Raw genomic sequence first — 21,838 nt, forward strand, 5'->3', positions numbered from 1 at the left:
GGTTCGAGCAGTACTTCCCGAAGGGCAGGTTGGACTTCACCACCATCGACCAACCCCGCCTGGACCCCGTCGCCCACGAACTCAACGGCCGACCCCGGCAAACCTGCACTGGGCCAAACCAGCTGAGGAAAGATGCCGGCATCCGCCGGCGGCGGTCACCCCAGGCGTTGAGCGGACTCAGACACAGATCTTGACTACGAAGGATGTCTATTGCGTGTCCGGGAGGAGGCGGGCCCGCAGGGCTTCGTCCTTTTCCGCGACCACCTGCTCGAGACTGGACTGGAAGGCCTGCATCCGCTTGAGCAGGACCGGATCCGAGGCGGCCAGAATTCGGACTGCCAGCAGGCCCGCGTTGCGCGCGCCACCGATCGAGACCGTCGCCACCGGCACGCCGGCGGGCATCTGCACGATGGACAGCAGCGAGTCCATGCCGTCCAGGTACTTCAACGGAACCGGCACGCCGATGACCGGCAGCGGCGTCATCGAGGCGACCATGCCCGGCAGGTGGGCCGCGCCGCCCGCGCCGGTGATGATGACCTTGAGTCCGCGGTCGGCCGCGGACGTCGCGTAGTCGACCATCTTCTTGACCGTGCGATGGGCCGAGACCACGCCGACCTCGAACGGCACGTCGAACTCGGCGAGGGCGACCGCCGCCGCCTCCATCGTGGACCAGTCCGAATCGCTGCCCATGATCACGCCGACTACCGGTGTCATTGCCTGCCTTCCTGCAGCCAGCGGGCGGCGCGCACGGCCCGTGCGCGCACCTGCGCCATATCGTCACCGAGCACGGTGACGTGCCCGATCTTGCGGCCGGGCCGGACCTGCTTGCCGTAGAGATGCACGCGGGCGCCCGGGTCCGCGGCGAAGAGGTGATGCAGCCGCTCGTCGACCGACATGCCGCCGGGCTCCCCGCCGAGCACGTTGGCCATCACCACGGCAGGCGCGGTCAGCGACGTCTCGCCCATCGGATAGTCGAGCACGGCGCGCAGATGCTGCTCGAACTGCGACGTGCGGGCGCCCTCGATCGTCCAGTGCCCGGAGTTGTGCGGGCGCATGGCCAGCTCGTTGACGAGGACACCGGTGCCGGTGTCGAAGAGTTCGACGGCCAGCAGCCCGACGACGCCGAGCGCGTTGGCCAGGTCGATGGCGAGCTGCTGCGCCCCGACGGCCAGGGCCTCAGGCAGGTCCGGCGCCGGCGCCAGCACCTCGACGCAGATGCCGTCGCGCTGCACGGTCTCGACGACGGGATAGGCGGCAACCTGCCCGAACGGCGACCGGGCGACCAGCACGGCCAGCTCACGCCGCAGCGGCACCCGCTCCTCGACGATCAGGTCGGTGCCGGTGGCGACGAGCGCCTCCGCGGCGGCGAGATCATCGAGCACCCACACGCCACGACCGTCGTATCCGCCGCGCACCGCCTTGGCGACGACCGGCCAGCCGGCCGTTCCGGCCGGGGCGTCCGCGGTGCCGTCGGCGCCGGCGAGGTCGGCGGCGAAGTCCGCGATGTCCTGTGCCGAGGTCACCGGCCGCCAGCGCGGCACCGGGGCGCCGAGCCCGCTCAGGCGTTCGCGCATCTGGCGCTTGTCCTGTGCGTAAAGGATCGCGGTGGCGCCGGGGTAGATCTTGACGCCCTCGGCGGCGAGCGCTGCGATGTGCCCGGTGGGCACGTGCTCATGGTCGAACGTGACCGCGTCACACCCCTTGGCGAACTCGCGCAGCGCGGCCAGGTCGGTGTGGGTGCCGATGCGCACATCGGCGGCCACGAGCGAGGCGCTGTCGTCGGGCGACTCGGAGAGCACGCGCAGTGACTGGCCAAGGGCGATCGCGGCCTGGTGGGTCATCCGGGCCAGTTGGCCACCGCCCACCATGCCGACTACGGGCAGACCGGTTCGGGTATCCATCTCGCCGCCAGCCTAACGAGCCCCCGGACCACCGAACGAAGCGGCCTGAGCTGCCCCCGCCGCTCAGCGGACCGGTCGGCCGGCAAGCGCACAGCCGACAGGCCGGCGGGCAGAGGGCCGGCGTCAGGCAAGCGGACAGACAAGCAGGCGGGCCGGCAGACAGGCGGGCCGGCAGGCCGGCAGACAGGCGGGCCGGCAGGCAGGCGGGCCGGCGGGCCGACCAGCGGGCGGGCAGGCGGGCGGGCAGGCGGGCGGGCAGGCGGGCGGGCAGGGGCGGCAGATAGGCAGACAGGCGGGCAGGCCAGCAGGCAACAGGCGGCAGGTCGACAAGCGGGTCAGCCGGCAGGCGGGAAGGCGGCCGCGACCGGCGGACCGACGCCGGCCGGGTGATCAGGCGGACAGGCGGGCCACCAGCTCCGCCACCGAGGTCACCGGGCGGTCGCACACGAAACCCCGGCAGACGTAGGCCGCCGCGGCGCCGTCGATCAGTGGCCGGTCCGCCAGCAGGGGGACGCCGGGGCGGCCGGGCTCCCCCGCCACCACGACCGTCCCCGGTGGCGCGTGCCGGTGCGCGGCCGCGACCAGCGGGTCCCCCGCCGGGTCCGGCGTGGCGACGGCGATCTCGTACGGGCCCGCGAGCATCGCCTCCGCCACCGTCGCCGAGTAGCCCGCGAACCGCGGATGGCCCGCGATCAGCGGCCCCGCGGTCTCGAGCGCCGCGTCCGCGGCCTCCCGGTACCGGGTCTCACCGCTGAGCGCGGCGTAGCCGACCAGCCCGGCGCACAGCGCGGCTACCCCGGAGGGTGTCGCGTTGTCGGTCGGGTCGGCGGGCCGGGCCACGAGCCGTTCCGCATCGTCGGCCGTGTCGTAGAAGCCGCCCGACCCCGTCGCGAAGTGCGTGAGTGCCACGTCGAGCAGCTCACCCGCCCGGGTCAGCCACCGCCCGTCGCCGGTCAGCTGGTGCACCGCGCAGAACGCCTCGGCCACGCAGCCGTAGTCCTCCAGCACCCCCACCGGCGCGCCGACCAGGCCGTCGCGGGAGACCCGGCGCAGGCGGCCGTCCACGATGTGCCGTTCGGCCAGCACCGTTGCCAGCTCGACGGCCTCGGCGCCTGAGCCGCCGGTGAGCTGGGCGTACTCCGCCAGCGCGGTGACCGCCATGCCGTTCCAGGAGGCTACGACCTTGTCGTCGCGGGCCGGCTGGGGCCGGGCGGCCCGGGCCGCCAGCAGCCGGGCCCGGACGTCCCGCCAGCGGGCGACCAGCTCCGGATCGGCGGCGTCGATGTCGCGGGCCAGCACCAGGACGCTGCTGCCGTGCTCGAACGTGCCCTTGGTGGTCACCCGGAACAGGTCGGCCGCCCAGGTGCCGTCCGGATCGCCCAGCGCCTCGTTCAGCTGTGCCGGCGTCCACGCGTAGGTCAGGCCTTCGGCGCCCTCGGTGTCGGCGTCCAGGGCCGACGCGAGGCCGCCCGCCGGGGTTGCCAGGTCGCGGAGCAGGAACGCCGCCGTCTCGTCGGCGATGCGGCGGGCGAGTTCGTCGCCGGTGAGCCGCCACAGCTGGGTGTAGACGCGCAGCAGCAGGGCGTTGTCGTAGAGCATCTTCTCGAAGTGCGGCACGGTCCAGGTGTTGTCGACCGCGTAGCGCGCGAAGCCGCCGGCCAGCTGGTCGTAGATGCCGCCGCGGGCCATCTGCTCCGCGGTGTGCCGGACGATCTCCAGGTCGTTCTCCGCGCCGGTGCGCTGGTGGTGGCGCAGGAGGAACAGCAGGTCCATGTGGGGTGGGAATTTGGGGGCGCCGCCGAAGCCGCCGTACGCCGGGTCGTGCTCCTCGGCGAGCCGGGCCGCCGCGGCGTCGAGCAGCTGCGCCGAGATCGGGGCGGTCGGGCCGTCGACGAGTTGGGCGCCGCCGATCGCCTGTACCACCGCGGAGCCCTGGGTGATCACCGCTTCCCGCTGGTCACGCCACGCGGTCGTGACGGACCCGAGCAGCGCCGTGAAGCCGGCCTTCGGGAAGTAGGTGCCGCAGAAGAACGGTTCGCCCTCGGGGGTGGCGAAGACGGTCATCGGCCAGCCGCCCTGGCCGGTCATGGCCTGGGTGGCGGTCATGTAGACGGCGTCGACGTCGGGCCGTTCCTCGCGGTCGACCTTGACGGCGACGAAGCCGTCGTTGACCAGCCGGGCGACGGCCTCATCCTCGAAGGACTCGTGCGCCATCACGTGGCACCAGTGGCAGGCGGCGTAGCCGACCGAGATCAGCACGGGCACGTCGCGCTTGCGCGCCTCGGCGAAGGCCTCGTCGGACCAGGGCCACCAGTCGACGGGGTTGTCCTTGTGCTGGAGCAGGTAGGGCGAGGTCGCGCCGGCAAGACGGTTGGCCATGACCCAACCTAACCCCGGGGCAGGTCAGGAAGCTCCGTCGGCGCGCAGCGGGACGATCTTCGGCGGGGCGGCCTGCGCCAGCTGGTGCAGCGCGGCGACGATCTTGTCCGCCGGGAGTGGCCGGCTGAAGTGGTAGCCCTGCGCCGAGGTGCAACCGAGCGCCAGGAGCGCCGCACGCTGGTCCGTCGTCTCCACGCCCTCGGCCACGACCCGCGCGCCCAGCCGGGCGCCCAGCTCGACCGCGCCGCGGACCACGGCGGCGGCCGCCGCCGAGTCGATCATGGAGGTCACGAAGGAGCGGTCGACCTTCAGCTCGTCGACGGTCACCCGGGTCACGAAGGACAGCGACGAGAAGCCGGTGCCGAAGTCGTCGACCGAGATCTGTACGCCCAGGTCGCGTAGCGCGGCGATCACCTCGTCGACGACCTCCTGGTCGCTGACCGCCACCGACTCGGTGATCTCCAGAACCAGCTGGCCCGCGCCCAGCCGGTGCCGGCGCAGCGCGTCCGCGACCTGGGCCGGGAACGTCGCGTCGAGCAGGCTGCGCGCCGAGATGTTGACCGAGACCGGGAGGTCCAGGCCCTGTCCGGTCCAGTCGGCGGCCGCGGCCAGCGCGCGGTCGAGCACGTAGCGGGTGAACGGGCCGAGCAGCTCGCCGTGCTCGGCCGTGTCGATGAAGTCGTTCGGGCTCAGCGCACCCCGCCGCGGATGCCGCCAGCGGATCAGCGCCTCGACGCCGGTCGGCGCGCCGGTCGCCAGGTCGACCTCGGGCTGGAGTACGAGCACGAGCTGGTCGTCCGCGGTCAGGGCGTCGTGCAGCTCGGCGGTCAGCGCCAGGTGGTCGGTGCTGCTGGCGTCGCGGGCGCTGTCGTAGGCGGCCACGCCGACCTGCAGCTCCTTGGCCTGGTCGAGGGCGATGCCGGCGCGCCGGATCAGCTCGGCCAGGTCCGTGGAGCCCGCCTGGGACACGGCGACGCCGACCGCGACCTCGGTGACCAGCCGGACGCCGCCGACCTCCATCGGCAGGCCGAGCCGGTCGACCACCTCGCTCGCCCGGCGTACGGCGCGGGGCAGCGGGTTGGGCACCTCGTGCAGCGGCGTCGCCGAGTCGGCGAGCGTGGCGACGGTGGGCAGCAGGATCGCGAACTCGTCGTCGCCCAGGCGCGCCACCACCTCGTGCTCGCGGGCCAGGTCCACGAGACGTTCGGCGACGGTGCACAGCATGGCGTCGCCGGCCTGGTGGCCGAGGGTGCCGTTGACCTCGCGGAACTCGTTGAGGTCCAGCAGCAGCAGCGCCACCTGCCTCTCGCGGTGGAACGACTGCAGCATCGCATCGCCGTCCGCGATCAGCGCGGACCTGTTCGCGAGGCCGGTCAGCGGGTCGTGCACGCCGTCGTGCGCCACCTTGGCCTCCAGCCGGGCCAGCCGCTCGTGCGCGGCGGCGTCGTGCAGCGCCCCGGCGAGCGCGTCACCGTACGCGGAAACGGCGAGCTCGTCGCGGGCCGCGGGCAGGGTCGGCTCGGCGAGCCACACGGTCAGCTCGCCCACCGGGGCGCCACCGACGGTCATCGTGCGGGTGATCACGGCTCCCGGCAGCGCGCCCGGCGCCTGTTCCTGCGGCGCGCCGTCGGCCGCGTACCGGCGGGGGCTCGCGCCGCGCGGCTGGAGCACCTCGATCTCGACGCGGTGGGCGCCGAAGACGTCGAGGGCGCCCCGCAGGCCCGCCGCGGCGACCGCGCGCTCGGAGGAGCCGCCGAGGGTCGAGGTGGCGCGGGCGAACGCCTCCCAGATCCGGCGCTCCTCCTCGGCGCGCAGGTGGTAGCGGTAGGTGCGCTGGAGCAGCCACAGCGCGGGCGGCAGGGCGAGCAGCCAGATCGGCGCGTTGACCAGTGCGAAAAGCGTCAGGAGGCCGACCAGCACGTTGCCGACGAACATGGGCAGCTTCGCGTGCAGGGCACGGACGGCGATCTGCGTGGGTGGGGCGTCGCGGTGCAGCGAGAGGCTCAGCACGGCCAGGCCGAGCGTGATCACGAGGTAGACGGCCGCGCCGGCGATGAGCCCGACCTGCGTCCGGGCGCTCTCGACCGGTGCCGTGGGCCCGGCGATCGCATAGGTGACCGCGGTGGCCCCGGCGGCGCCGAGGCTCACGGACGCCGCCAGGTGCGCGAGGTCGGCGACGACCCGCTGGTCGTTGAGCCAGGTGATGAGCAACCAGGCACCGGCCGCCCCGAGCAGGGTCGCGGCCGGCAGCCAGCCGGGTGGCGCGAGGGCGAAACCGATGATGAACGCGGTCTCGCCCCAGGAGATGCTGACGGTGCCCCGGCCGATCCGGACGCGGAGCCGCGCGAGTTGGGCGGCGGCGACCAGCAGGACGGCGACGCCGACCCCGCCGGCGGGCGAGAGCGACACGATCGCGGGTCGCGGCAGGGGGATGATCATCCCTAGCACCGCGGCGACGACGGCCGCGGCGACGATGATCTGGGTAAGGACCCGACCGGCCTTGGGTCGAGACACCGGGCCGGGCTTGGCGGGGGGTCGCTCGCGCCGCTGTTCGACGCCGGGGGCGGGCTGGTTTGTCATGCCGGCCCCCCGCTGACCAGCGGCACAGGCGAATGCACGTGCATCTGCAGTGGAGGAAGTTGGGGGCGGAGAATGGTCACCGTCAGCCCCCTTTCCGCGCAGGGTGGAGGGACGTGAAAGCCCCCCCGGCGGAAGGCTAAGCCAATCCGGCAGAACGCAACAGGGGTTGACGGATGAGCACAGTCAATGCTCCATCCGGGACGGCCCGGCCACCCCGGCCGGACCCGGCTCTTGACAAAGTGGAATCCAGCCCGATGCGATCAGGCGCGCTCGCCGCGGCCGCCGTTCACACTCGGTGAATCGCCCGATTCCGCGCCCTTGACCTCGGCATCCGTCGGGTCATTCTCCACATCGGAGGCATCCCGATCCGGAGCGGCGTCGCGCGGAGCGGCGTCGGGGCCTTCAAGATCGGCGTCGAGCCGGGCGATCTCGGCCGCACGCCGGTCGGCCTCCGGATCCGGAAAACTGTCGGGAAGCCGACGCAGGCGTTTGTTCATGTTGCGGATCAACAGAACTGTGCCGATGGCCATCAGCAGGATGATGAACAGCCCCATCGGGCCGGCCAGGCCGCCCGATCGGGTGTCACCGAAGTTGTTGACCGCCACCACGAAGTTCACATCACTCACGGTACGCCCTACCTCGTCTCGGCCGGCTCCCGGATGCCCGCGAACAGGTCGGACTCCGGGATCGGGCTGTCGACCAGCGAGCGGGCCAGCTCGAAGTCCTCCGTCGGCCACACCTTCTGCTGGAGATCCATCGGCACGTGGAACCAGAAGCCGTCGGGGTCGACCTGGGTGGCGTGTGCGCGCAGCGCGTCGTCGCGCACCTCGAAATACTCACCGCACTCGACCCTGGTAGTGATCTTGTCGCCGCGGTCCTGGCGGTCCTCCCACTTGTCCAGCCACTCCGTGTAGGGCGACTCGAGACCGGCCGCGAGCATGGCCTCGTGCAGCGCCAACATCCGCGCCCGGGTCCAGCCCGAGTTGTAGTAGAGCTTCAACGGCTGCCACGGCTCGCCCAGCTCGGGGTGCCGCTCGGGGTCACCGGCCGCGTCGAAGGCCACCACGGAGATGTTGTGGCACATGATGTGGTCGGGGTGCGGATAGCCGCCGTTCTCGTCGTAGGTCGTCATGACGTGCGGCCTGAACTCGCGGATGAGCTTGATCAGCGGGATCGCGCCCTCGGCCGGGTCGACCAGGCCGAAGCAGCCCTCCGGCAGCGGCGGCAACGGGTCGCCCTCGGGCAGGCCCGAGTCGACGAAGCCCAGCCAGGCCTGCTCGACACCGAGGATCTCCCGCGCCCGTTCCATCTCGGCGCGGCGGATGTTGGTGATGTCGGCGAGCACCTCGGGCCGGTCCATCTTCGGGTTGAGCACGCTGCCGCGCTCCCCACCCGTACACGTCGCGACCAGCACCTCGACGCCCTCGGCGACATAGCGGGCCATGGTGGCCGCGCCCTTGCTGGACTCGTCATCGGGGTGCGCGTGCACCGCCATGAGACGCAACTGCTCAGCCACTGCTGTCTCCCTCGACCGGGCCTCGTGGTGGGCCCCGGTGCCGGCTGCGAAGATGGACCACGCCATTCTGGCCGATCGCACCGACAACTTTCGCAGGAGAGGGGCCCCTGGTGAGCGAGGCGCGCGCCACACACCCGGTATTCCCGCCGGGCCGCTACGGGTGGCGCCGCGACGGGCGCCGCCGGTTGTTCGCGCCCATCGCCCTCGCCGTGGTCGTCGCGGTGGCGGTCGGATTCCTCGCCGTCCGCCTGTACGGGCGGTACGGCGACCCGGACTACAACGCCCAGATCGTCGGCTGGTCCGACGTGACCGAGTCGCGGATCACAGTCGAGTTCACCGTCCGGGTCCCGCCCGGCGGCTCGGCGACGTGCGGCCTGCGGGCGCGCAATTTCGACGGCGCCGAGGTGGGCCGCGCCACTGTGACGGTCACCGCCGAGGGCTCGGCACGGAACATCGAGGCGCGGGAGACCGTGCCGACCACCGCCAGAGCCGCCGTCGGCGAGGTACTGCGCTGCGCGGCCGCCCGCTGAGCAACCCACCCGAACATGGGCGATATTCGCCTCTCCAGGCGCCGTGCGCACCGCTGGTAAGCTAAGTGATTCGCTCCGTACGCCTGTTCGCCCCAAGGAGAAGAGTCTGTGAGCAGTTCAGAGGCGTCGAAGACCTGGCTCTCCCAGGACGCTTACGACCGGCTGCAGGCCGAGCTCGACGAGTTGATCGCAGCCCGGCCGGCCGTCGCCGCCGAGATCAACGCCCGCCGTGAGGAGGGCGACCTCCGTGAGAACGGCGGATACCACGCCGCCCGCGAGGAGCAGGGCAAGCAGGAGGGCCGGATCCTCTACTTGAAGGAGTTCCTGCGCAAGGCCGAGGTCGGCGACGCGCCCAGCGCCGACGCCGTCGCTCCGGGGACCGTCGTCACGATCTACTTCGACGACGACAAGTCCGACACCGAGACGTTCCTGCTCGGCTCCCGCGAGATCGCCGCCACCACCGACTACACGGTGTACAGCCCCGAGTCGGCGCTCGGCAAGGCGATCCTCGGTGCCGGCCCCGGCCAGACCGTCACCTACACCGCGCCCAGCGGTGCGGACATCAAGGTCACCGTGGTCGAATTCGCCCCGTTCGGAGCCTGACCAGCGCAAATCCGATCCCCGGGCCGCGTCGCGGTCCGGGGATCGCGCTTGTGGGTCAGAGCGTGCCGGACAGCAGCGTGACCGTGTAACCCGAGCCGTGCAGGGCGCCGATCAGCGCCGCCGAGTGGTCCGGCCCCCGGGTCTCCACCGACAGCTGCACCTCGACCTCGCCGAAGCTCAGCCGCGGGTTCTGCCGCGAGTGCGCCACGTCGACGATGTTGGCCCGCTGCTCCGCGATCTCCGCGAGCAGCCGGGCCAGCTCGCCGGGCTGGTCGCCGGTGCGTACCGAGAGCCGCAGGAAGCGGCCCGCCGAGACCAGGCCGTGCTCGATCACCCGCAGCAGCAGCATCGGGTCGATGTTGCCACCGGAGAGGATCGCCACGACCGGCGGCTTCAGGTCGACCTTGCCGGTGAGCAGGGCGGCAACCGCCGCGCCGCCGGCCGGCTCGACCACCATCTTGTGCCGCTCCAGCAGCACCAGCAGGGCCGCCGACAGGTCCTCGTCGGTGACCGTGACCACGTCGTCGACGAGCTTGCTGACGTGGGCGAAGTTCAGCACACCCGGGCGCATGACGGCGATGCCGTCGGCGATCGTCGCGGACCGTTCGAGCGTCCGCGGCTCCCCCGCCGCCAGCGAGGGCGGATAGGCGGCGGCGCCGACGGCCTGCACGCCGATGATGCGGATGTCCGGCCGGAGCGCCCGGGCCGCGACCGCGACCCCGGAGATCAGCCCGCCGCCGCCGACGGCGGTCACGATCGTGCCCACCTCGGGGCACTGCTCGAGGATCTCCAGCCCGACGGTGCCCTGCCCGGCGATGACGTCCGGGTGGTCGAACGGGTGGATCAGGATCGCGCCGGTCGCCGCGGCGAACTCCCGGGCCGCGGTGAGCGCGTCGTCGACGGTGTTGCCCGCGTACTCGATCGAGGCGCCGTAGCCCTTGGTGGCCGAGACCTTCGGCAGCGGCGCGCCCTCCGGCATGAAGACCGTGGACTTCGCGCCCAGGATGCCCGCCGCCAGGGCCACGCCCTGCGCGTGGTTGCCCGCGCTCGCGGCGACGACGCCGCGGGCGCGCTCGGCGTCGGTGAGCCGGGAGATCCGCGTGTATGCGCCGCGCACCTTGTAGGAACCGGCGCGCTGCTGGTTCTCGCACTTGAGCCAGATCGGCACGCCCAGGGTCCGGGTGAGCGGCAGGGAGTACTCCAGCGGGGTGGTCTTCACGATCCCGGTGAGCAGTTCCCTGGCGGCCTCGATGTCGGCAAGCTCCAACAACTCGTTCATGCCGACCCACCCGGCCCTTGCTTCGCTGCGGTGCGGTCGCTCATGCCTCTGATCGTGCCACCCCCGTCAGACGAAGGCGTGGCGAGGCCACGGGTTCGCCACCTCGAACTGCCCGGCGATCGCGAGCAGCAGCAACTCGGAGTCGGGCGGGCCGACCAGTTGCACGCCGACCGGCAGCCCGTCCGGGCGCAGGCCGACCGGGACCACGATCGCGGGCAGGCCGGCGATGTTCCAGGGCGCGGCGTACGGGGCGTACCGCATGTTGACCCGCATGTTGCGCTGCCAGCTTCCGGTTGAGTGCCCCTCGGCGGGCGGCGGCGTGGCCGCAAGCGCGGGGGTGAGCAGCACGTCGATGTTGTGGTCGGCGAAGAACCGGATGCTCTTCTCGCGCCAGTCGTCGCGCGCCGCCTGCCTCGCCCAGCCCCGCTTCCACATGAGCCGGCCCAGCCGGACGTGCCGCCGGGTGCGCGGCTGCAGCGTCCGCACGTCCAGCCCCGCCGACTGCGCCTCGAGGAAGGCGCAGGCGAACCACGTGGCCAGCCCGGCCAGCCCGGTGCCGGTCGAGTAGGCGGGATCGGCGGTCACCGTGTCGTGCCCGGCGCCGACGAGCAGCTTCGCCGCGGTGGCGACGGCCTCGCGGTTGGGCTCGTCCGGGCGTACGCCGGCCACCGGTGAGCGCAACGAGACGCCGACCCGCAGCCGTTGCGGCTGCACGAGCTTCGCCGGGGCCCGCCCGGCCATCACGCTGAAGCCGAGCGTGGCATCGGCCACCGTGGTGGCCAGGATGCCGTTCTCCACCAGGCCGAGCCAGCCGTCGACGCCGAGGTCGCACGGGACCACCCCGCGGCCGGGCTTGAGCCCGACCAGGCCGCAGCACGCCGCCGGGATGCGCACCGACCCGAGGCCGTCGTTGCCGTGCGCGATGGGCACCAGGCCGGCGGCGACCGCCGCGGCCGAGCCGCCCGACGAGCCGCCGGGCGTCCGGTCGAGCGACCAGGGGTTGCGGGTGGGCCCGTCCGCGCCGTCGGTGGTCGCCCAGAGGCCCATCTCGGGCATCCGGGTGACCCCGACGACCACCGCTCCGGCGCCGCGCAGCCGGCGCACCACCTCGTGGTCGTCCTCGGCGACGGCCGAGCGGGCCGCCGCCGAGCCGTGCCAGGTCGGCAGGCCCGCGACCGGCGTGTTCTCCTTCACCGCGACCGGCACGCCGGCGAGGGGCAGATTGGCCAGGTCCTCCTGGTCGTCCACCTTCTCGGCCTCGGCGATCGCCTCGCCGCCGCGCACCACCCGGAACGCCGCGAGCGCGGGGTCGGAGATCGCGATCTGCTCGAGGTGATCGGCGACGACCTGAGTCGCGGTCGTGTCACCGCGCCGGACCGCGCGCGAGATCTGCTTCGCCGTGGCACCCACCCAAGTGGTCGCCAGGTTGTCCATGGCCCGCTCCGTCTGTAGGACCTAGCCGAGCGCCTGCTCCAGATCCGCGAGCAGATCGTCAACGGTTTCGATGCCGACAGACAGTCGCACGAGATCGGCGGGGACTTCAAGCGGTGAACCCGCCGTGGACAGGTGTGTCATCTGTCCCGGGTGCTCGATGAGCGACTCGACACCGCCCAGCGACTCGGCGAGCACGAAGAGCTTTGTCCGGTTGCAGATGTTGATCGCCTGCTCAGGGCCGCCGGCCGCGCGGAACGAGATCATGCCGCCGAAGCGCGACATCTGCTTCGCGGCGGTCTCATGTCCGGGATGCGACTCGAGCCCCGGGTAGAGCACCTGGCCGACCGCCCGGTGGTCCTGCAGGTACGCGACGATGCGCTCGGCGTTGTCGCAGTGCCGGTCCATGCGTACGCCGAGGGTCTTGATGCCGCGCAGCGTCAGCCAGGCGTCGAACGGGCCGTTGACCGCGCCCATCGCGTTCTGGTGGAAGGCCAGTTCATCGCCGAGGCCGTCGTCGGCCGCGATCAGCGCGCCGCCGACCACGTCAGAGTGCCCGCCGAGGTACTTGGTCGTCGAGTGGATGACGACGTCGGCGCCGAGGCCGATCGGCTGCTGCAGGTACGGCGAGGCGAACGTGTTGTCGACGGCCAGCAGCGCGTCGTACTCGTGTGCGAGCCCGGCGAGGGCGGGTACGTCGGCGATGTTCAGCAGCGGGTTGGTGGGGGTCTCGGCCCAGATCAGCCGGGTGTGCCCGGGGCGGAACGCGGCCCGGACCTTGTCCAGGTCGCCCAGCGGCACCGCGGTCCAGTCCAGACCCCAGTTCTCGGCGACCTTCGCGAAGAGCCGGTAGGTGCCGCCGTACGCGTCGTCCGGGATCACCACGTGGTCCCCGGGCCGGCACACGGTACGCAGCAGCGTGTCCTCGGCCGCGAGGCCGCTGGCGAAGGCCAGGCCGCGACGGCCGCCCTCGATCGCGGCGAGGCACTCCTGCAGGGCGTCGCGGGTCGGGTTGCCCGAGCGGCTGTACTCGTAGCCGAGCCGGGGCGAGCCGACGGCGTCCTGCGCGTAGGTGCTGGTCTGGTAGATCGGGGGCACGACAGCCCCGGTCCGTGGGTCGGGATCCTGCCCGGCGTGGATGGCAAGGGTGTCGAAGCCGTACGTGTTACCCGTCATGAATCGCAAGGCTAGTCTGCCCTGATGCCCGGCTGCCTCTTCTGCCCGATCGTGGCGGACACGGTTCCCGCGTTCAAGGTCGTCGACTCCCCGGACGGCATCGGCTTCCTCGACATCCGCCCGGTCTTCAAGGGCCACGTGCTGGTGGTTCCGCGCCCGCACGTCGCGCAACTGACCGACCTGCCCGCCGAGCTGCTGCCGGGGTTCTTCGCTCTGGTGCAGCGGGTGGCGGCGGCGGTGCCCGCGGCGCTCGGTTCGCAGGGCACCTTCGTGGCGATGAACAACGTCGTGTCGCAGTCGGTGCCGCACCTGCACGCGCACGTCGTGCCCCGGACCAAGGGCGACGGCCTGCGCGGCTTCTTCTGGCCCCGGCACACCTACGCCTCCGACGACGAGGCCCGGTCGTACGCCGGCCGGATCGCCGCCGCTCTCGGGTGAGGCGCCCGTCCTTCTTGCGGGTGTAAAAGATCGACAGGCGCCGACGTTGATCACACACTGAACAAGAGGACAAATCAGGAGGGCCGGCAGGGGAGGTACACCATGCCCGACTTCAACAACGAGGAGGAGCGGGCCGCCTGGGCCCTTGCCGAGGCCCTCATCGAGACCGCCCGGGCGATGATGAAGCAGGCCGAGAGCGCGCTCGAGACCTGGCGGCTCGGCAAGGAGCTCTACCGCCAGCGCTGCGCCCGGCGGGGGATCAGCGCCTCGGACGCGGAGATCCGCTGGTCGGAGACCGCCAACGCGAAGAACGCCCTGACCGACAACAGCTTCCACGTCACGCTCGCGACGATGTACTACGGCGCCGCCGCCGCGCACTACTCGCGGGCGCAGTATCTCCGCAACTGCGACGAGGCGGCGGCCTGACGCTCCGGCCTGCGGGAATCCCCCGGGTGCCGGTAAGGAAAGAGCGCCACCCCGACCGGGGCGGCGGTCGGAGCGGCGCTCTCGTCAGGCCTGGGGGACCCGGCGCCCGCACGGGGGACGAGCGCCGGATCCCGCAGGGGCCTCGGTTTAGTGTGCGTTCGCTTTCTGGGAAATCGCTGAACCAAAGCACCGAATGAGCTGGGAATCCCGGGCTGGGGGCGGAAGGACCGCGCTTTCCCGTTTCGCTGAGAGATGGCTGAGTCACCACCCCACCGGGCATATTGAAGGGTATGCAGACGGCGACCGAAACCGAACGCAAGTACGACGTCCCCGCCGGTTTCTCGTTGCCGCCGCTCGCCGGCGCCGCCGGGGTCAGCCGGCACGGCGAGGCCGATACCCACGATCTCGACGCGACCTACTTCGACACCGAGGACCTGCGGCTGGCCCGCAACCGGCGCACCCTGCGACGACGCACCGGCGGCGAGGACGCCGGCTGGCATCTCAAGACCCCGGGCGACGGCTCGAGCCGCACCGAGCACCGGATGCCGCTGACCGACGGCGACGACGTACCGGCCGAACTGGTCGCGGAGGTCCGCACGATCGTGCGGACCCGGCGGCTGCTGCCCGTCGCGCGGCTGCGGACGCACCGGGTGGAGACGCCGCTGCGCGACGCCGACGACCGCACCCTCGCGCTCGTCGCGCAGGACCAGGTCTGCGCGGAGACCGGCGGCGAGGAGCAGCGCTGGCAGGAGATCGAGGTCGAGCTCGTCGACGGCGGCCCGGAGGTGCTCGACGCCGTCGAGGGTCTGCTCCGCGCCGCCGGCGCCACCCCGGCGGCCGGTCCGTCGAAGCTGGCCCGCGCGCTCGGCGACCGCCTCGCGCCGCCGGAGCGCAGCGGCAAGAAGATCAACCCCGTGCTCCGGTACGCCCGGGAGCAGCGCGAGGCCGTCGAGGCCGAGGACCCGGGGGTACGCGCGGGCGCCGCCGAGGCCGTGCACAAGATGCGGGTGGCGACCCGCCGCCTGCGCAGCACCCTCAAGACGTTCAAGGGCTCGTTCGACCCCGATCGCGCGACGGCGCTCAAGGTCGAGCTGAAGTGGCTGGCGGACCGCCTCGGCGCCGTCCGCGACGGCCAGGTGCTCGGCCACAAGCTGCTGACCGTCGCGGGCGAGTTCCCGGAGGTGGCCGCCGGCATCCGCGAGCGACTCGACGCGGACGTCGCACGCGGCAAGGAAGAACTGGTCGCGGCCCTGGACAGCGAGCGCTACCTGGCCCTGCTCGACGCGATGGACGAACTGGTCGACGACGCGGAGCCGGACGACGCGGACGCGCCACGCCGGGCCCGCAAGGCGCTGCGCAAGGCCGACCGGCTGCTCGACGAGGCCACCGCCGACGGGGTGGACGCCGAGCTGCACGAGGCCCGCAAGGCCTACAAACAGGCCCGATATGGCGTCGAGGTCTTCGCACCGGGCGTCGGCAAGCCCGGCAAACGCCTGGTCAAGGCATTGACCGGGCTGCAGGACGTGCTGGGCGGGCATCAGGACTCGGTGGTCGCCCGGGAGGTTCTGCGCGACGTGGCCCGGACCGCGCCGGACGCCTTCGGCTACGGCGTCCTCTACGGCCGGCAGGAGCAGGTCGGCGAGGCGACCCTGCGTGAGCTGCCGGCCGCGATCAAGGCTTCGCGCCGCAAGAAGCTACGGGCCTGGCTAGGCTGACGTTGCGCCACTCGGTACAACCGCGCTGTGAGTGGGTAAGCAGGGGCTCATGCAGGCCGACCAGGAGCACGACCAGAACGGGCACCAGTGGGACGCGGAGCAGATCACGCGCCCCTACCACGGCCCGATCGCCGAGCTGGCCGGTTACCGGGTCGCGGACGACGATGACGACGACCCGGTGCTGCTCAACGCCGACGGCAGCCCGATCGACACGTGGCGCGAGGACTATCCGTACGACTTCCGGATGCCCCGCGGAGAGTACGACCGTCACAAGCGCCTGCTGCAGATCGAGCTGCTCAAGCTGCAGAAGTGGTGCAAGCGCACCGGCGAGCGGATGGTGTTCCTCTTCGAGGGCCGCGACGCCGCCGGCAAGGGCGGCACGATCAAGCGGTTCATGGAGCACCTGAACCCGCGCGGCGCGTCCGTCGTGGCGCTGGAGAAGCCCAGCGAGCGCGAGAGCAGCCAGTGGTACTTCCAGCGCTACATCAAGCACCTGCCGGCGGCCGGCGAGATCGTGCTCTTCGACCGCTCCTGGTACAACCGGGCCGGCGTCGAGCGGGTCATGGGCTTCTGCACCCGGGTCGAGTACCTGGAGTTCATGCGCCAGGCTCCGGACCTCGAGCGGATGCTGGTGCGCTCGGGCATCAACCTGATCAAGTTCTGGTTCTCGGTGTCGCAGGGCGAGCAGCGCACCCGTTTCGCGATCCGCCAGGTCGACCCGGTCCGGCAGTGGAAGCTCTCGAAGATGGATCTCGAGTCGCTGGACAAGTGGGGCGACTACACGGAGGCCAAGGAGGCGATGTTCTTCTACACGGACACCGCCGACGCCCCGTGGACCGTGGTGAAGAGCAACGACAAGAAGCGTGCCCGGCTGGAGGCGATCCGGTTCGTGCTCAACCGCTTCGACTACGACGACAAGGACACGGAGAACGTCGGCACCCCGGACCCGCAGGTCGTGGGGCCCGCCTCGCTGGCGGTGGAGGGTACCGAGATGTCCCCGCGGGTATTCCCCCGCCTCTAGTGACCATTAAATCGTTGTCGCGCCGCCTCCCGAGTGGTTAACGTGGCCGTACACGTGAAGGGAGGTGGTCCGAAGTTGTATAGCAACGGGACTCGTGAGGTGGCTGTCCGCTAGCCGCTGTCCTTGACAGCTTCGTAAGAGCGTCGAGACCGTGTGGCAGCGGTGCGGCGAAATTCAGGTAGCCACCCGACCCCCGGGGATCCGGCCCAGTCCGACCGGACCGCGCTGTGCGCGGAATTCCCCGGGGGTCGCTTCACGTTCAAAGGTGATCATGCGAGAGCTCACCGTCCTCGGCACCGCGAGCCAGGTGCCGACCCGGCACCGGAACCACAACGGCTACCTGCTGCGCTGGGACGACGAGGTCATCCTCTTCGACCCGGGCGAGGGCACCCAGCGCCAGATGCTGCTGGCCGGGCTGGCCGTCACCCCGCTGCGCCGGGTGTGCATCACCCACTTCCACGGCGACCACTCGCTCGGCCTGCCCGGGATCATCCAGCGGATCTCGCTCGACAAGGTCTGGCACCCGGTCTTCATGCACTTCCCGGCCGGCGGACGGGAGTACTTCGACCGGCTGCGGCACGCCACCAGCTTCTACGACGTCGCCGACATCCAGCCGGCCCCGGTGTCCGACGGCTTCCTGGCGGAGACCTCCGCGGGCCGGCTCACGGCCCTGCCGCTGCGCCACTCGATCGAGACCTACGGCTACCGCCTGGCCGAGCCGGACGGCCGCCGCATGGTCCCGTCCCTGCTCGCCGCGCACGGCATCACCGGCCCGATGATCAGCGAGCTGCAGCGCACCGGCGTCGTCGGCCGGGTCACCCTCGACCAGGTCAGCGCGCCGCGGCCGGGCCAGCGGTTCGCCTTCGTCATGGACACCGGCATGTGCGACAACGTGTTCCGGCTGGCCGAGGGCGCGGACCTGCTGGTCATCGAGTCGACCTTCCTGGCGGAAGACACCGCGATGGCCGCGCAGGTCGGCCACCTGACCGCCGGCCAGGCCGCGTCGGTGGCCCGGCAATCGGGCGTACGCACGCTGCTGCTCACCCACTTCTCCCAGCGGTACGCGGACAGCACGCGCTTCCTCGACGAGGCCCGGGCGGAGTTCGACGGGGACATCGTGCTGGCCGAGGACCTGCTGCGGGTGCCGGTGCCACCCAGGCTAGGTTCGTCGGATGACCGTGCGTCTTCGTCCCGCCGCTGACGGCGACCTGTACGCCGTCGGTGCCCTGCACTTCCACTCGCGCGCGACCGCGTACGCCGGCATCCTCTCCCCCGCGGCGCTGGCCTACGGCTCGCCCGAGGCGATGGGCGAATGGTGGGCGGAGCGGTGGAAGTGGGAGCGGGAGACGCACCGGCTGACGGTCGCGGTCGACGGGGAGATCCTGGCGGGCTTCACCTACCTGGGCCCGAGCGAGCAGGACGGCGTCGCCGAGCTGTCGGCGATCCACGCCGACCCGGCCTACGTCGGCACCGGCGTCGGGCGGCTGCTGATGCGTGACGCGCTGCCCGCGCTCGCCCTGATCGGTGACCGGGCGGTGCTCTGGGTGCTCGCCGCCAACGCCCGCGCCCGGCGCTTCTACGAGCGCGGCGGCTGGGTCGCCGACGGCGTCACGCGTACCGAGGTGTTCAGCGGCGAGCCGGTCCTGCAGCTTCGCTACGGACGGCGGGTCGCCGGGGTGGTGGGCGGGAGTGCATGACCGAGTGAATGCGGGGGAACCTGTGGTCACGCACTCCCGCCAACCGCGCCCGCCCGAACCGGATTAGCGCCTGGCCGGAGGCGCCGACCGGCGGAGGCGTGCCGGTCGAAACGGTTCTTGGGCGGGTCCGGGCGCGGGACGCCGGTGTGCTGGCGGGGCACAGCGACATCACCGCAGTCAGACGTCGGCCGATCCGATGGTTCGGTTCTTGCCGGGGGACGGTCAAGCTACCGGCCGACGTCCGTGGTCTTGTTGGCTCAGTCGAAATAGCCTCGGTTCAGTTCGTCGGTCTTCGGGGTCGCCCGCCGGATCCGGTTGTCGTCAAGTCCGAGGCGGACGCCCGGCATCCCGCGGAGGCTGTTCAGGTCGTGGCGCAGCGTCCAGGCTTCCCGCCACGGCCGGCGGGCGGCGAGGTCGGCGCGCTCGGCGAGGCGCCGGGGCGCACAGGGCCACCGCCATCCACACCAGACACAGTTGCCGTCGTGGCCGGCCTCGGCGTGCCGGCCGAGCATCCGCTGCGCGTCGTCCCAGAGCAAGCGGTCCACGATGTCGGCCGGTGTGGCCTGGTCGGCGATGACCATTCACCCCACCCTCCCGTCCGGCTGGTTGACTCTGTCGTTACACATACAACCCCTGGCCGCCCACCAGCGGTCGGACTATCTGTGCGACCTTCGCAACTATCCGTGACGGTCACTGTTCGCCGTGGGCGGACGCAGCACGGGCATCGATGGCGGCGGCCCGGCGTTCTGGAGGTCATGGATACCGAACACACGGATGTCGAAGCCAGGGCACTCGATGCCTACAGCCGTGTCGTGACCGGCGTCGCCGCCAACCTGCTGCCGTCCGTCGCGGCGCTGGCGGTCCGCACCCCGCGCGGTGAGGGAGCCGGCTCGGCGGTCACCTTCACCGACGACGGGTTCCTGCTCACCAACGCCCATGTCGTCGCCGGCGCGAGCGGCGGCACCGCCGACTTCGCCGACGGCACCGAGACCAGGTTCGACGTTGTCGGCGTCGATCCGCTCTCCGACCTCGCCGTCGTCCGCGTGCACAACCCGGGCGCGCCCTCCGCGCCGCTCGGCGACGCCGACGGCCTGCGCATCGGCCAGCTCGTCGTGGCGGTGGGCAATCCGATGGGCCTGGCCGGGTCCGTCACCGCCGGCGTCGTCTCGGGGCTCGGCCGCTCCCTCCCGGCCCGGGACGGCCGCCGGATCCGCATCATCGACAACGTCATCCAGACGGACGCGGCGCTCAACCCGGGCAACTCGGGCGGTGCGCTGGCCGACTCGACCGGCACCGTTGTCGGCATCAACACCGCGGTCGCGGGCTACGGCCTCGGCCTGGCCGTGCCGGTCAACAGGACCACCCGGCACATCATCGGCGAGCTTGTGACCTCGGGCCGGGTCCGCCGGGCGTGGCTGGGCGTCGCGGGAGTGCCCGTGCCGCTGCCGCCGCCGATCGCCGGGCGGCTGGGCCAGAGGCTGGGCTTGCGGGTCGTCGAGGTGGTACCGGGCAGCCCGGCCGGCATTGCGGGCATCTACCTGGGCGACATCCTGGTCACCGCGGGCGGCGAACCGGTGCAGTCCGTGCAGGCCCTGCAACGGCTGATGCTGGGCCCGGCGATCGGCACCGACCTGCCCATCACCGTGCTGCGGAAGAACGCCTTCGTCGACGTGGTGACGGTCCCCGCCGAGCTGTCATAGCGCCGGCCCGCTCGCGTCGCGAGCGGGCCGGTCCGCCTTGATTTTCAGGACAGGTGCGCCAGGAGGTCCTGCCGGGTGAGGACGCCGGCCGGCTTGCCGTCGACGAGCACCATCGCCGCGTCCGCGTTCTCCAGCAGCGCGACGGCGGCGCTCACCGGCTGGCCGCCGCCGATCATCGGCAGCGGGTCGCCCATGTGGCGCTCGATCGTGTCGTGCAGGTGGGCCGCGCCGGTGAACAGCGCGTCCAGCAGCGCCTTCTCCGCGATCGAGCCGGCCACCTCGCCCGTGACGACGGGCGGCTCGGCCTTGAGCACGGGCAGCTGGCTGACGCCGTACTCGCGCATGTAGTCGATCGCGTCGCGGACCGTCTCGGTCGGGTGCACGTGGATCAGCGGCGGCATCGCGCCGCTCTTGGCGCCGAGCGCGTCCGCCACCGTGGCCTCGCCGTCGCCGGTGGTCAGGAAGCCGTAGCGGGCCATCCAGGTGTCGTTGAAGATCTTCGACAGGTAGCCGCGGCCGCCGTCGGGCAGCAGCACGACGATCACGTCGTCCGGGCCGGCCTTGCGGGCCACCTCCAGGGCCGCGACCACGGCCATGCCGCAGCTGCCGCCGACCAGCAGGCCCTCCTCGCGGGCCAGCCTGCGGGTCATGTCGAAGGAGTCCGAGTCGGACACCTCGATGACCTCGTCGCAGATGCTCCGGTCGTAGGTCGTGGGCCAGAAGTCCTCACCGACGCCCTCGACCAGGTACGGCCGGCCGGTCCCGCCGGAGTAGACGGAGCCCTCGGGGTCGGCGCCGACGACACGCACGTCGCCCTGCTCCTTGAGGTACCTGCCGACGCCGGTGATCGTGCCGCCGGTGCCGACACCGGCGACGAAGTGGGTGATCCGTCCCTCGGTCTGCTTCCAGAGCTCGGGTCCAGTCTCCTCGTAGTGCGAGCGCGGGTTCGCCGGGTTGCTGTACTGGTCGGGCTTCCAGGCGCCGGGAATGTCCCGGGCCAGCCGGTCCGAGACGTTGTAGTACGAGCGCGGGTCCTCGGGCGCCACCGCGGTCGGACAGACCACGACCTCGGCGCCGTACGCCCGCAGCACGTTCTGCTTGTCCTCGCTGACCTTGTCGGGGCAGACGAAGACGCACCTGTACCCGCGCAGCTGCGCGACCAGCGCCAGCCCGACACCGGTGTTGCCACTGGTCGGCTCGACGATCGTGCCGCCCTCTCGGAGCAGACCCGCCTTCTCGGCGTCCTCGATCATGCGCAGCGCGATGCGGTCCTTCACGGAGCCGCCCGGGTTCAGGTATTCGACCTTGGCAAGCACTGTCGCCGCTATGCCCTCGGTGACGTTGCGCAGCCGGACGAGGGGGGTGTCCCCGATGATCTCGACTACATTGTCGTAGTACCGCACGTCGCTGTGCCCTTCTGGGTGCTGACCTGTACCGCGTCAGCCT

The 21,838-nt window shown here is 72.0% G+C and carries 20 protein-coding genes; 9 read left to right on the plus strand and 11 right to left on the minus strand.

The genetic code is table 11. The features are described 5' to 3' along the window. Positions 1–207: 207 nt before the first annotated feature. The 6 genes from purE to mca all read right to left on the minus strand — a co-directional run bounded on the left by purE (position 208) and on the right by mca (position 8,355). The gene (gene purE, locus AB0B58_RS33905) at positions 208–714 is read right to left on the minus strand and encodes a 5-(carboxyamino)imidazole ribonucleotide mutase (protein WP_360232282.1); all 507 of its coding nucleotides are present in this window, start codon (positions 712–714) and stop codon (positions 208–210) included. Further along, positions 711–1,901, minus strand: a complete 1,191-nt coding sequence (locus AB0B58_RS33910; RefSeq protein ID WP_360232285.1) for a 5-(carboxyamino)imidazole ribonucleotide synthase — start codon at positions 1,899–1,901, stop codon at positions 711–713. The genes purE and AB0B58_RS33910 overlap by 4 nt, the downstream gene beginning before the upstream one ends. Before the next feature lie 390 nt (positions 1,902–2,291). Then, the gene (locus AB0B58_RS33915; RefSeq protein WP_360232288.1) at positions 2,292–4,280 is read right to left on the minus strand and encodes a thioredoxin domain-containing protein; all 1,989 of its coding nucleotides are present in this window, start codon (positions 4,278–4,280) and stop codon (positions 2,292–2,294) included. Between the two features lie 24 nt (positions 4,281–4,304). Further along, positions 4,305–6,860, minus strand: a complete 2,556-nt coding sequence (locus AB0B58_RS33920; protein WP_360232291.1) for a bifunctional diguanylate cyclase/phosphodiesterase — start codon at positions 6,858–6,860, stop codon at positions 4,305–4,307. 260 nt (positions 6,861–7,120) lie between these two features. Continuing rightward, complete coding sequence (locus AB0B58_RS33925) at positions 7,121–7,414, minus strand: hypothetical protein (RefSeq protein WP_360232432.1); 294 nt, start codon at positions 7,412–7,414, stop codon at positions 7,121–7,123. A gap of 80 nt (positions 7,415–7,494) precedes the next feature. After that, positions 7,495–8,355 carry a mycothiol conjugate amidase Mca gene (gene mca / locus AB0B58_RS33930; protein WP_360232435.1) on the minus strand — a complete coding sequence of 287 codons (861 nt, stop codon included), beginning with the start codon at positions 8,353–8,355 and terminating at the stop codon, positions 7,495–7,497. A gap of 131 nt (positions 8,356–8,486) precedes the next feature. Between mca and AB0B58_RS33935 the strand changes: the two genes are divergently transcribed. Together AB0B58_RS33935 and greA are read left to right on the plus strand one after the other, a co-directional pair. Beyond that, on the plus strand, positions 8,487–8,906 hold the full coding sequence (locus AB0B58_RS33935) for a DUF4307 domain-containing protein (protein WP_360232294.1): 420 nt from the start codon (positions 8,487–8,489) through the stop codon (positions 8,904–8,906). A gap of 108 nt (positions 8,907–9,014) precedes the next feature. Beyond that, entirely contained in the window at positions 9,015–9,509 is a 495-nt protein-coding gene (greA, locus tag AB0B58_RS33940) for a transcription elongation factor GreA (RefSeq protein WP_360232297.1), read from the plus strand. Positions 9,510–9,564: 55 nt separating this feature from the next. On the opposite strand, the gene ilvA is transcribed toward greA, so the two are convergent. From ilvA to AB0B58_RS33955, 3 genes are all read right to left on the minus strand, one after another. Next, the gene (gene ilvA / locus AB0B58_RS33945) at positions 9,565–10,788 is read right to left on the minus strand and encodes a threonine ammonia-lyase (RefSeq protein WP_360232300.1); all 1,224 of its coding nucleotides are present in this window, start codon (positions 10,786–10,788) and stop codon (positions 9,565–9,567) included. Between the two features lie 66 nt (positions 10,789–10,854). After that, complete coding sequence (locus AB0B58_RS33950; protein WP_360232303.1) at positions 10,855–12,222, minus strand: amidase family protein; 1,368 nt, start codon at positions 12,220–12,222, stop codon at positions 10,855–10,857. Positions 12,223–12,243: 21 nt separating this feature from the next. Further along, the gene (locus tag AB0B58_RS33955) at positions 12,244–13,395 is read right to left on the minus strand and encodes a cystathionine gamma-synthase (RefSeq protein WP_360232306.1); all 1,152 of its coding nucleotides are present in this window, start codon (positions 13,393–13,395) and stop codon (positions 12,244–12,246) included. 24 nt (positions 13,396–13,419) lie between these two features. On the opposite strand from AB0B58_RS33955, the gene AB0B58_RS33960 reads away from it, so the two are divergent. The 6 genes from AB0B58_RS33960 to AB0B58_RS33985 all read left to right on the plus strand — a co-directional run bounded on the left by AB0B58_RS33960 (position 13,420) and on the right by AB0B58_RS33985 (position 18,692). After that, on the plus strand, positions 13,420–13,833 hold the full coding sequence (locus AB0B58_RS33960; RefSeq protein WP_360232309.1) for an HIT family protein: 414 nt from the start codon (positions 13,420–13,422) through the stop codon (positions 13,831–13,833). Positions 13,834–13,935: 102 nt separating this feature from the next. Further along, positions 13,936–14,259: a hypothetical protein gene (locus AB0B58_RS33965; RefSeq protein WP_360232312.1), complete on the plus strand. Its 324-nt coding sequence runs from the start codon at positions 13,936–13,938 to the stop codon at positions 14,257–14,259. 290 nt (positions 14,260–14,549) lie between these two features. Then, positions 14,550–15,974 (plus strand): CYTH and CHAD domain-containing protein, encoded by a 1,425-nt coding sequence (locus AB0B58_RS33970; RefSeq protein WP_360232315.1) that lies wholly within the window; start codon positions 14,550–14,552, stop codon positions 15,972–15,974. A gap of 49 nt (positions 15,975–16,023) precedes the next feature. After that, positions 16,024–16,995, plus strand: coding sequence for a polyphosphate kinase 2 (gene ppk2 / locus AB0B58_RS33975; RefSeq protein WP_360232318.1), 972 nt, complete (start codon positions 16,024–16,026; stop codon positions 16,993–16,995). Positions 16,996–17,260: 265 nt separating this feature from the next. Next, positions 17,261–18,196, plus strand: a complete 936-nt coding sequence (locus AB0B58_RS33980; protein ID WP_360232321.1) for a ribonuclease Z — start codon at positions 17,261–17,263, stop codon at positions 18,194–18,196. Next, complete coding sequence (locus AB0B58_RS33985; RefSeq protein WP_360232324.1) at positions 18,168–18,692, plus strand: GNAT family N-acetyltransferase; 525 nt, start codon at positions 18,168–18,170, stop codon at positions 18,690–18,692. Before AB0B58_RS33980 ends, AB0B58_RS33985 begins: the two co-directional genes overlap by 29 nt. 257 nt (positions 18,693–18,949) lie before the next feature. Here AB0B58_RS33985 and AB0B58_RS33990 read toward each other — a convergent pair whose 3' ends face one another. Continuing rightward, a complete protein-coding gene (locus tag AB0B58_RS33990; RefSeq protein ID WP_360232327.1) occupies positions 18,950–19,273 on the minus strand; it encodes a hypothetical protein in 324 nt (107 codons plus the stop codon). 231 nt (positions 19,274–19,504) lie between these two features. On the opposite strand from AB0B58_RS33990, the gene AB0B58_RS33995 reads away from it, so the two are divergent. Then, on the plus strand, positions 19,505–20,392 hold the full coding sequence (locus AB0B58_RS33995) for a trypsin-like peptidase domain-containing protein (RefSeq protein WP_360232330.1): 888 nt from the start codon (positions 19,505–19,507) through the stop codon (positions 20,390–20,392). A 44-nt stretch (positions 20,393–20,436) separates the two neighbouring features. On the opposite strand, the gene AB0B58_RS34000 is transcribed toward AB0B58_RS33995, so the two are convergent. Beyond that, positions 20,437–21,795, minus strand: coding sequence for a cystathionine beta-synthase (locus AB0B58_RS34000; protein WP_360232333.1), 1,359 nt, complete (start codon positions 21,793–21,795; stop codon positions 20,437–20,439). Positions 21,796–21,838: the final 43 nt, after the last annotated feature.

The organism is Actinoplanes sp. NPDC049118 (assembly GCF_040648555.1).
In the GTDB taxonomy this organism is placed as follows: Bacteria; Actinomycetota; Actinomycetes; order Mycobacteriales; family Micromonosporaceae; genus Actinoplanes.

Excerpts from the sequence above, each read along its gene's own strand:
- purE (WP_360232282.1), bottom strand. The coding sequence starts at position 714 with ATGACACCGGTAGTCGGCGTGATCATGGGCAGCGATTCGGACTGGTCC.
- AB0B58_RS33910 (WP_360232285.1), bottom strand. The coding sequence starts at position 1,901 with ATGGATACCCGAACCGGTCTGCCCGTAGTCGGCATGGTGGGCGGTGGC.
- AB0B58_RS33915 (WP_360232288.1), bottom strand. The coding sequence starts at position 4,280 with ATGGCCAACCGTCTTGCCGGCGCGACCTCGCCCTACCTGCTCCAGCAC.
- AB0B58_RS33920 (WP_360232291.1), bottom strand. The coding sequence starts at position 6,860 with ATGACAAACCAGCCCGCCCCCGGCGTCGAACAGCGGCGCGAGCGACCC.
- AB0B58_RS33925 (WP_360232432.1), bottom strand. The coding sequence starts at position 7,414 with ATGGGGCTGTTCATCATCCTGCTGATGGCCATCGGCACAGTTCTGTTG.
- mca (WP_360232435.1), bottom strand. The coding sequence starts at position 8,355 with ATGGCGGTGCACGCGCACCCCGATGACGAGTCCAGCAAGGGCGCGGCC.
- ilvA (WP_360232300.1), bottom strand. The coding sequence starts at position 10,788 with ATGAACGAGTTGTTGGAGCTTGCCGACATCGAGGCCGCCAGGGAACTG.
- AB0B58_RS33950 (WP_360232303.1), bottom strand. The coding sequence starts at position 12,222 with ATGGACAACCTGGCGACCACTTGGGTGGGTGCCACGGCGAAGCAGATC.
- AB0B58_RS33955 (WP_360232306.1), bottom strand. The coding sequence starts at position 13,395 with ATGACGGGTAACACGTACGGCTTCGACACCCTTGCCATCCACGCCGGG.
- AB0B58_RS33960 (WP_360232309.1), top strand. The coding sequence starts at position 13,420 with ATGCCCGGCTGCCTCTTCTGCCCGATCGTGGCGGACACGGTTCCCGCG.
- AB0B58_RS33965 (WP_360232312.1), top strand. The coding sequence starts at position 13,936 with ATGCCCGACTTCAACAACGAGGAGGAGCGGGCCGCCTGGGCCCTTGCC.
- AB0B58_RS33970 (WP_360232315.1), top strand. The coding sequence starts at position 14,550 with ATGCAGACGGCGACCGAAACCGAACGCAAGTACGACGTCCCCGCCGGT.
- ppk2 (WP_360232318.1), top strand. The coding sequence starts at position 16,024 with ATGCAGGCCGACCAGGAGCACGACCAGAACGGGCACCAGTGGGACGCG.
- AB0B58_RS33985 (WP_360232324.1), top strand. The coding sequence starts at position 18,168 with ATGACCGTGCGTCTTCGTCCCGCCGCTGACGGCGACCTGTACGCCGTC.
- AB0B58_RS33990 (WP_360232327.1), bottom strand. The coding sequence starts at position 19,273 with ATGGTCATCGCCGACCAGGCCACACCGGCCGACATCGTGGACCGCTTG.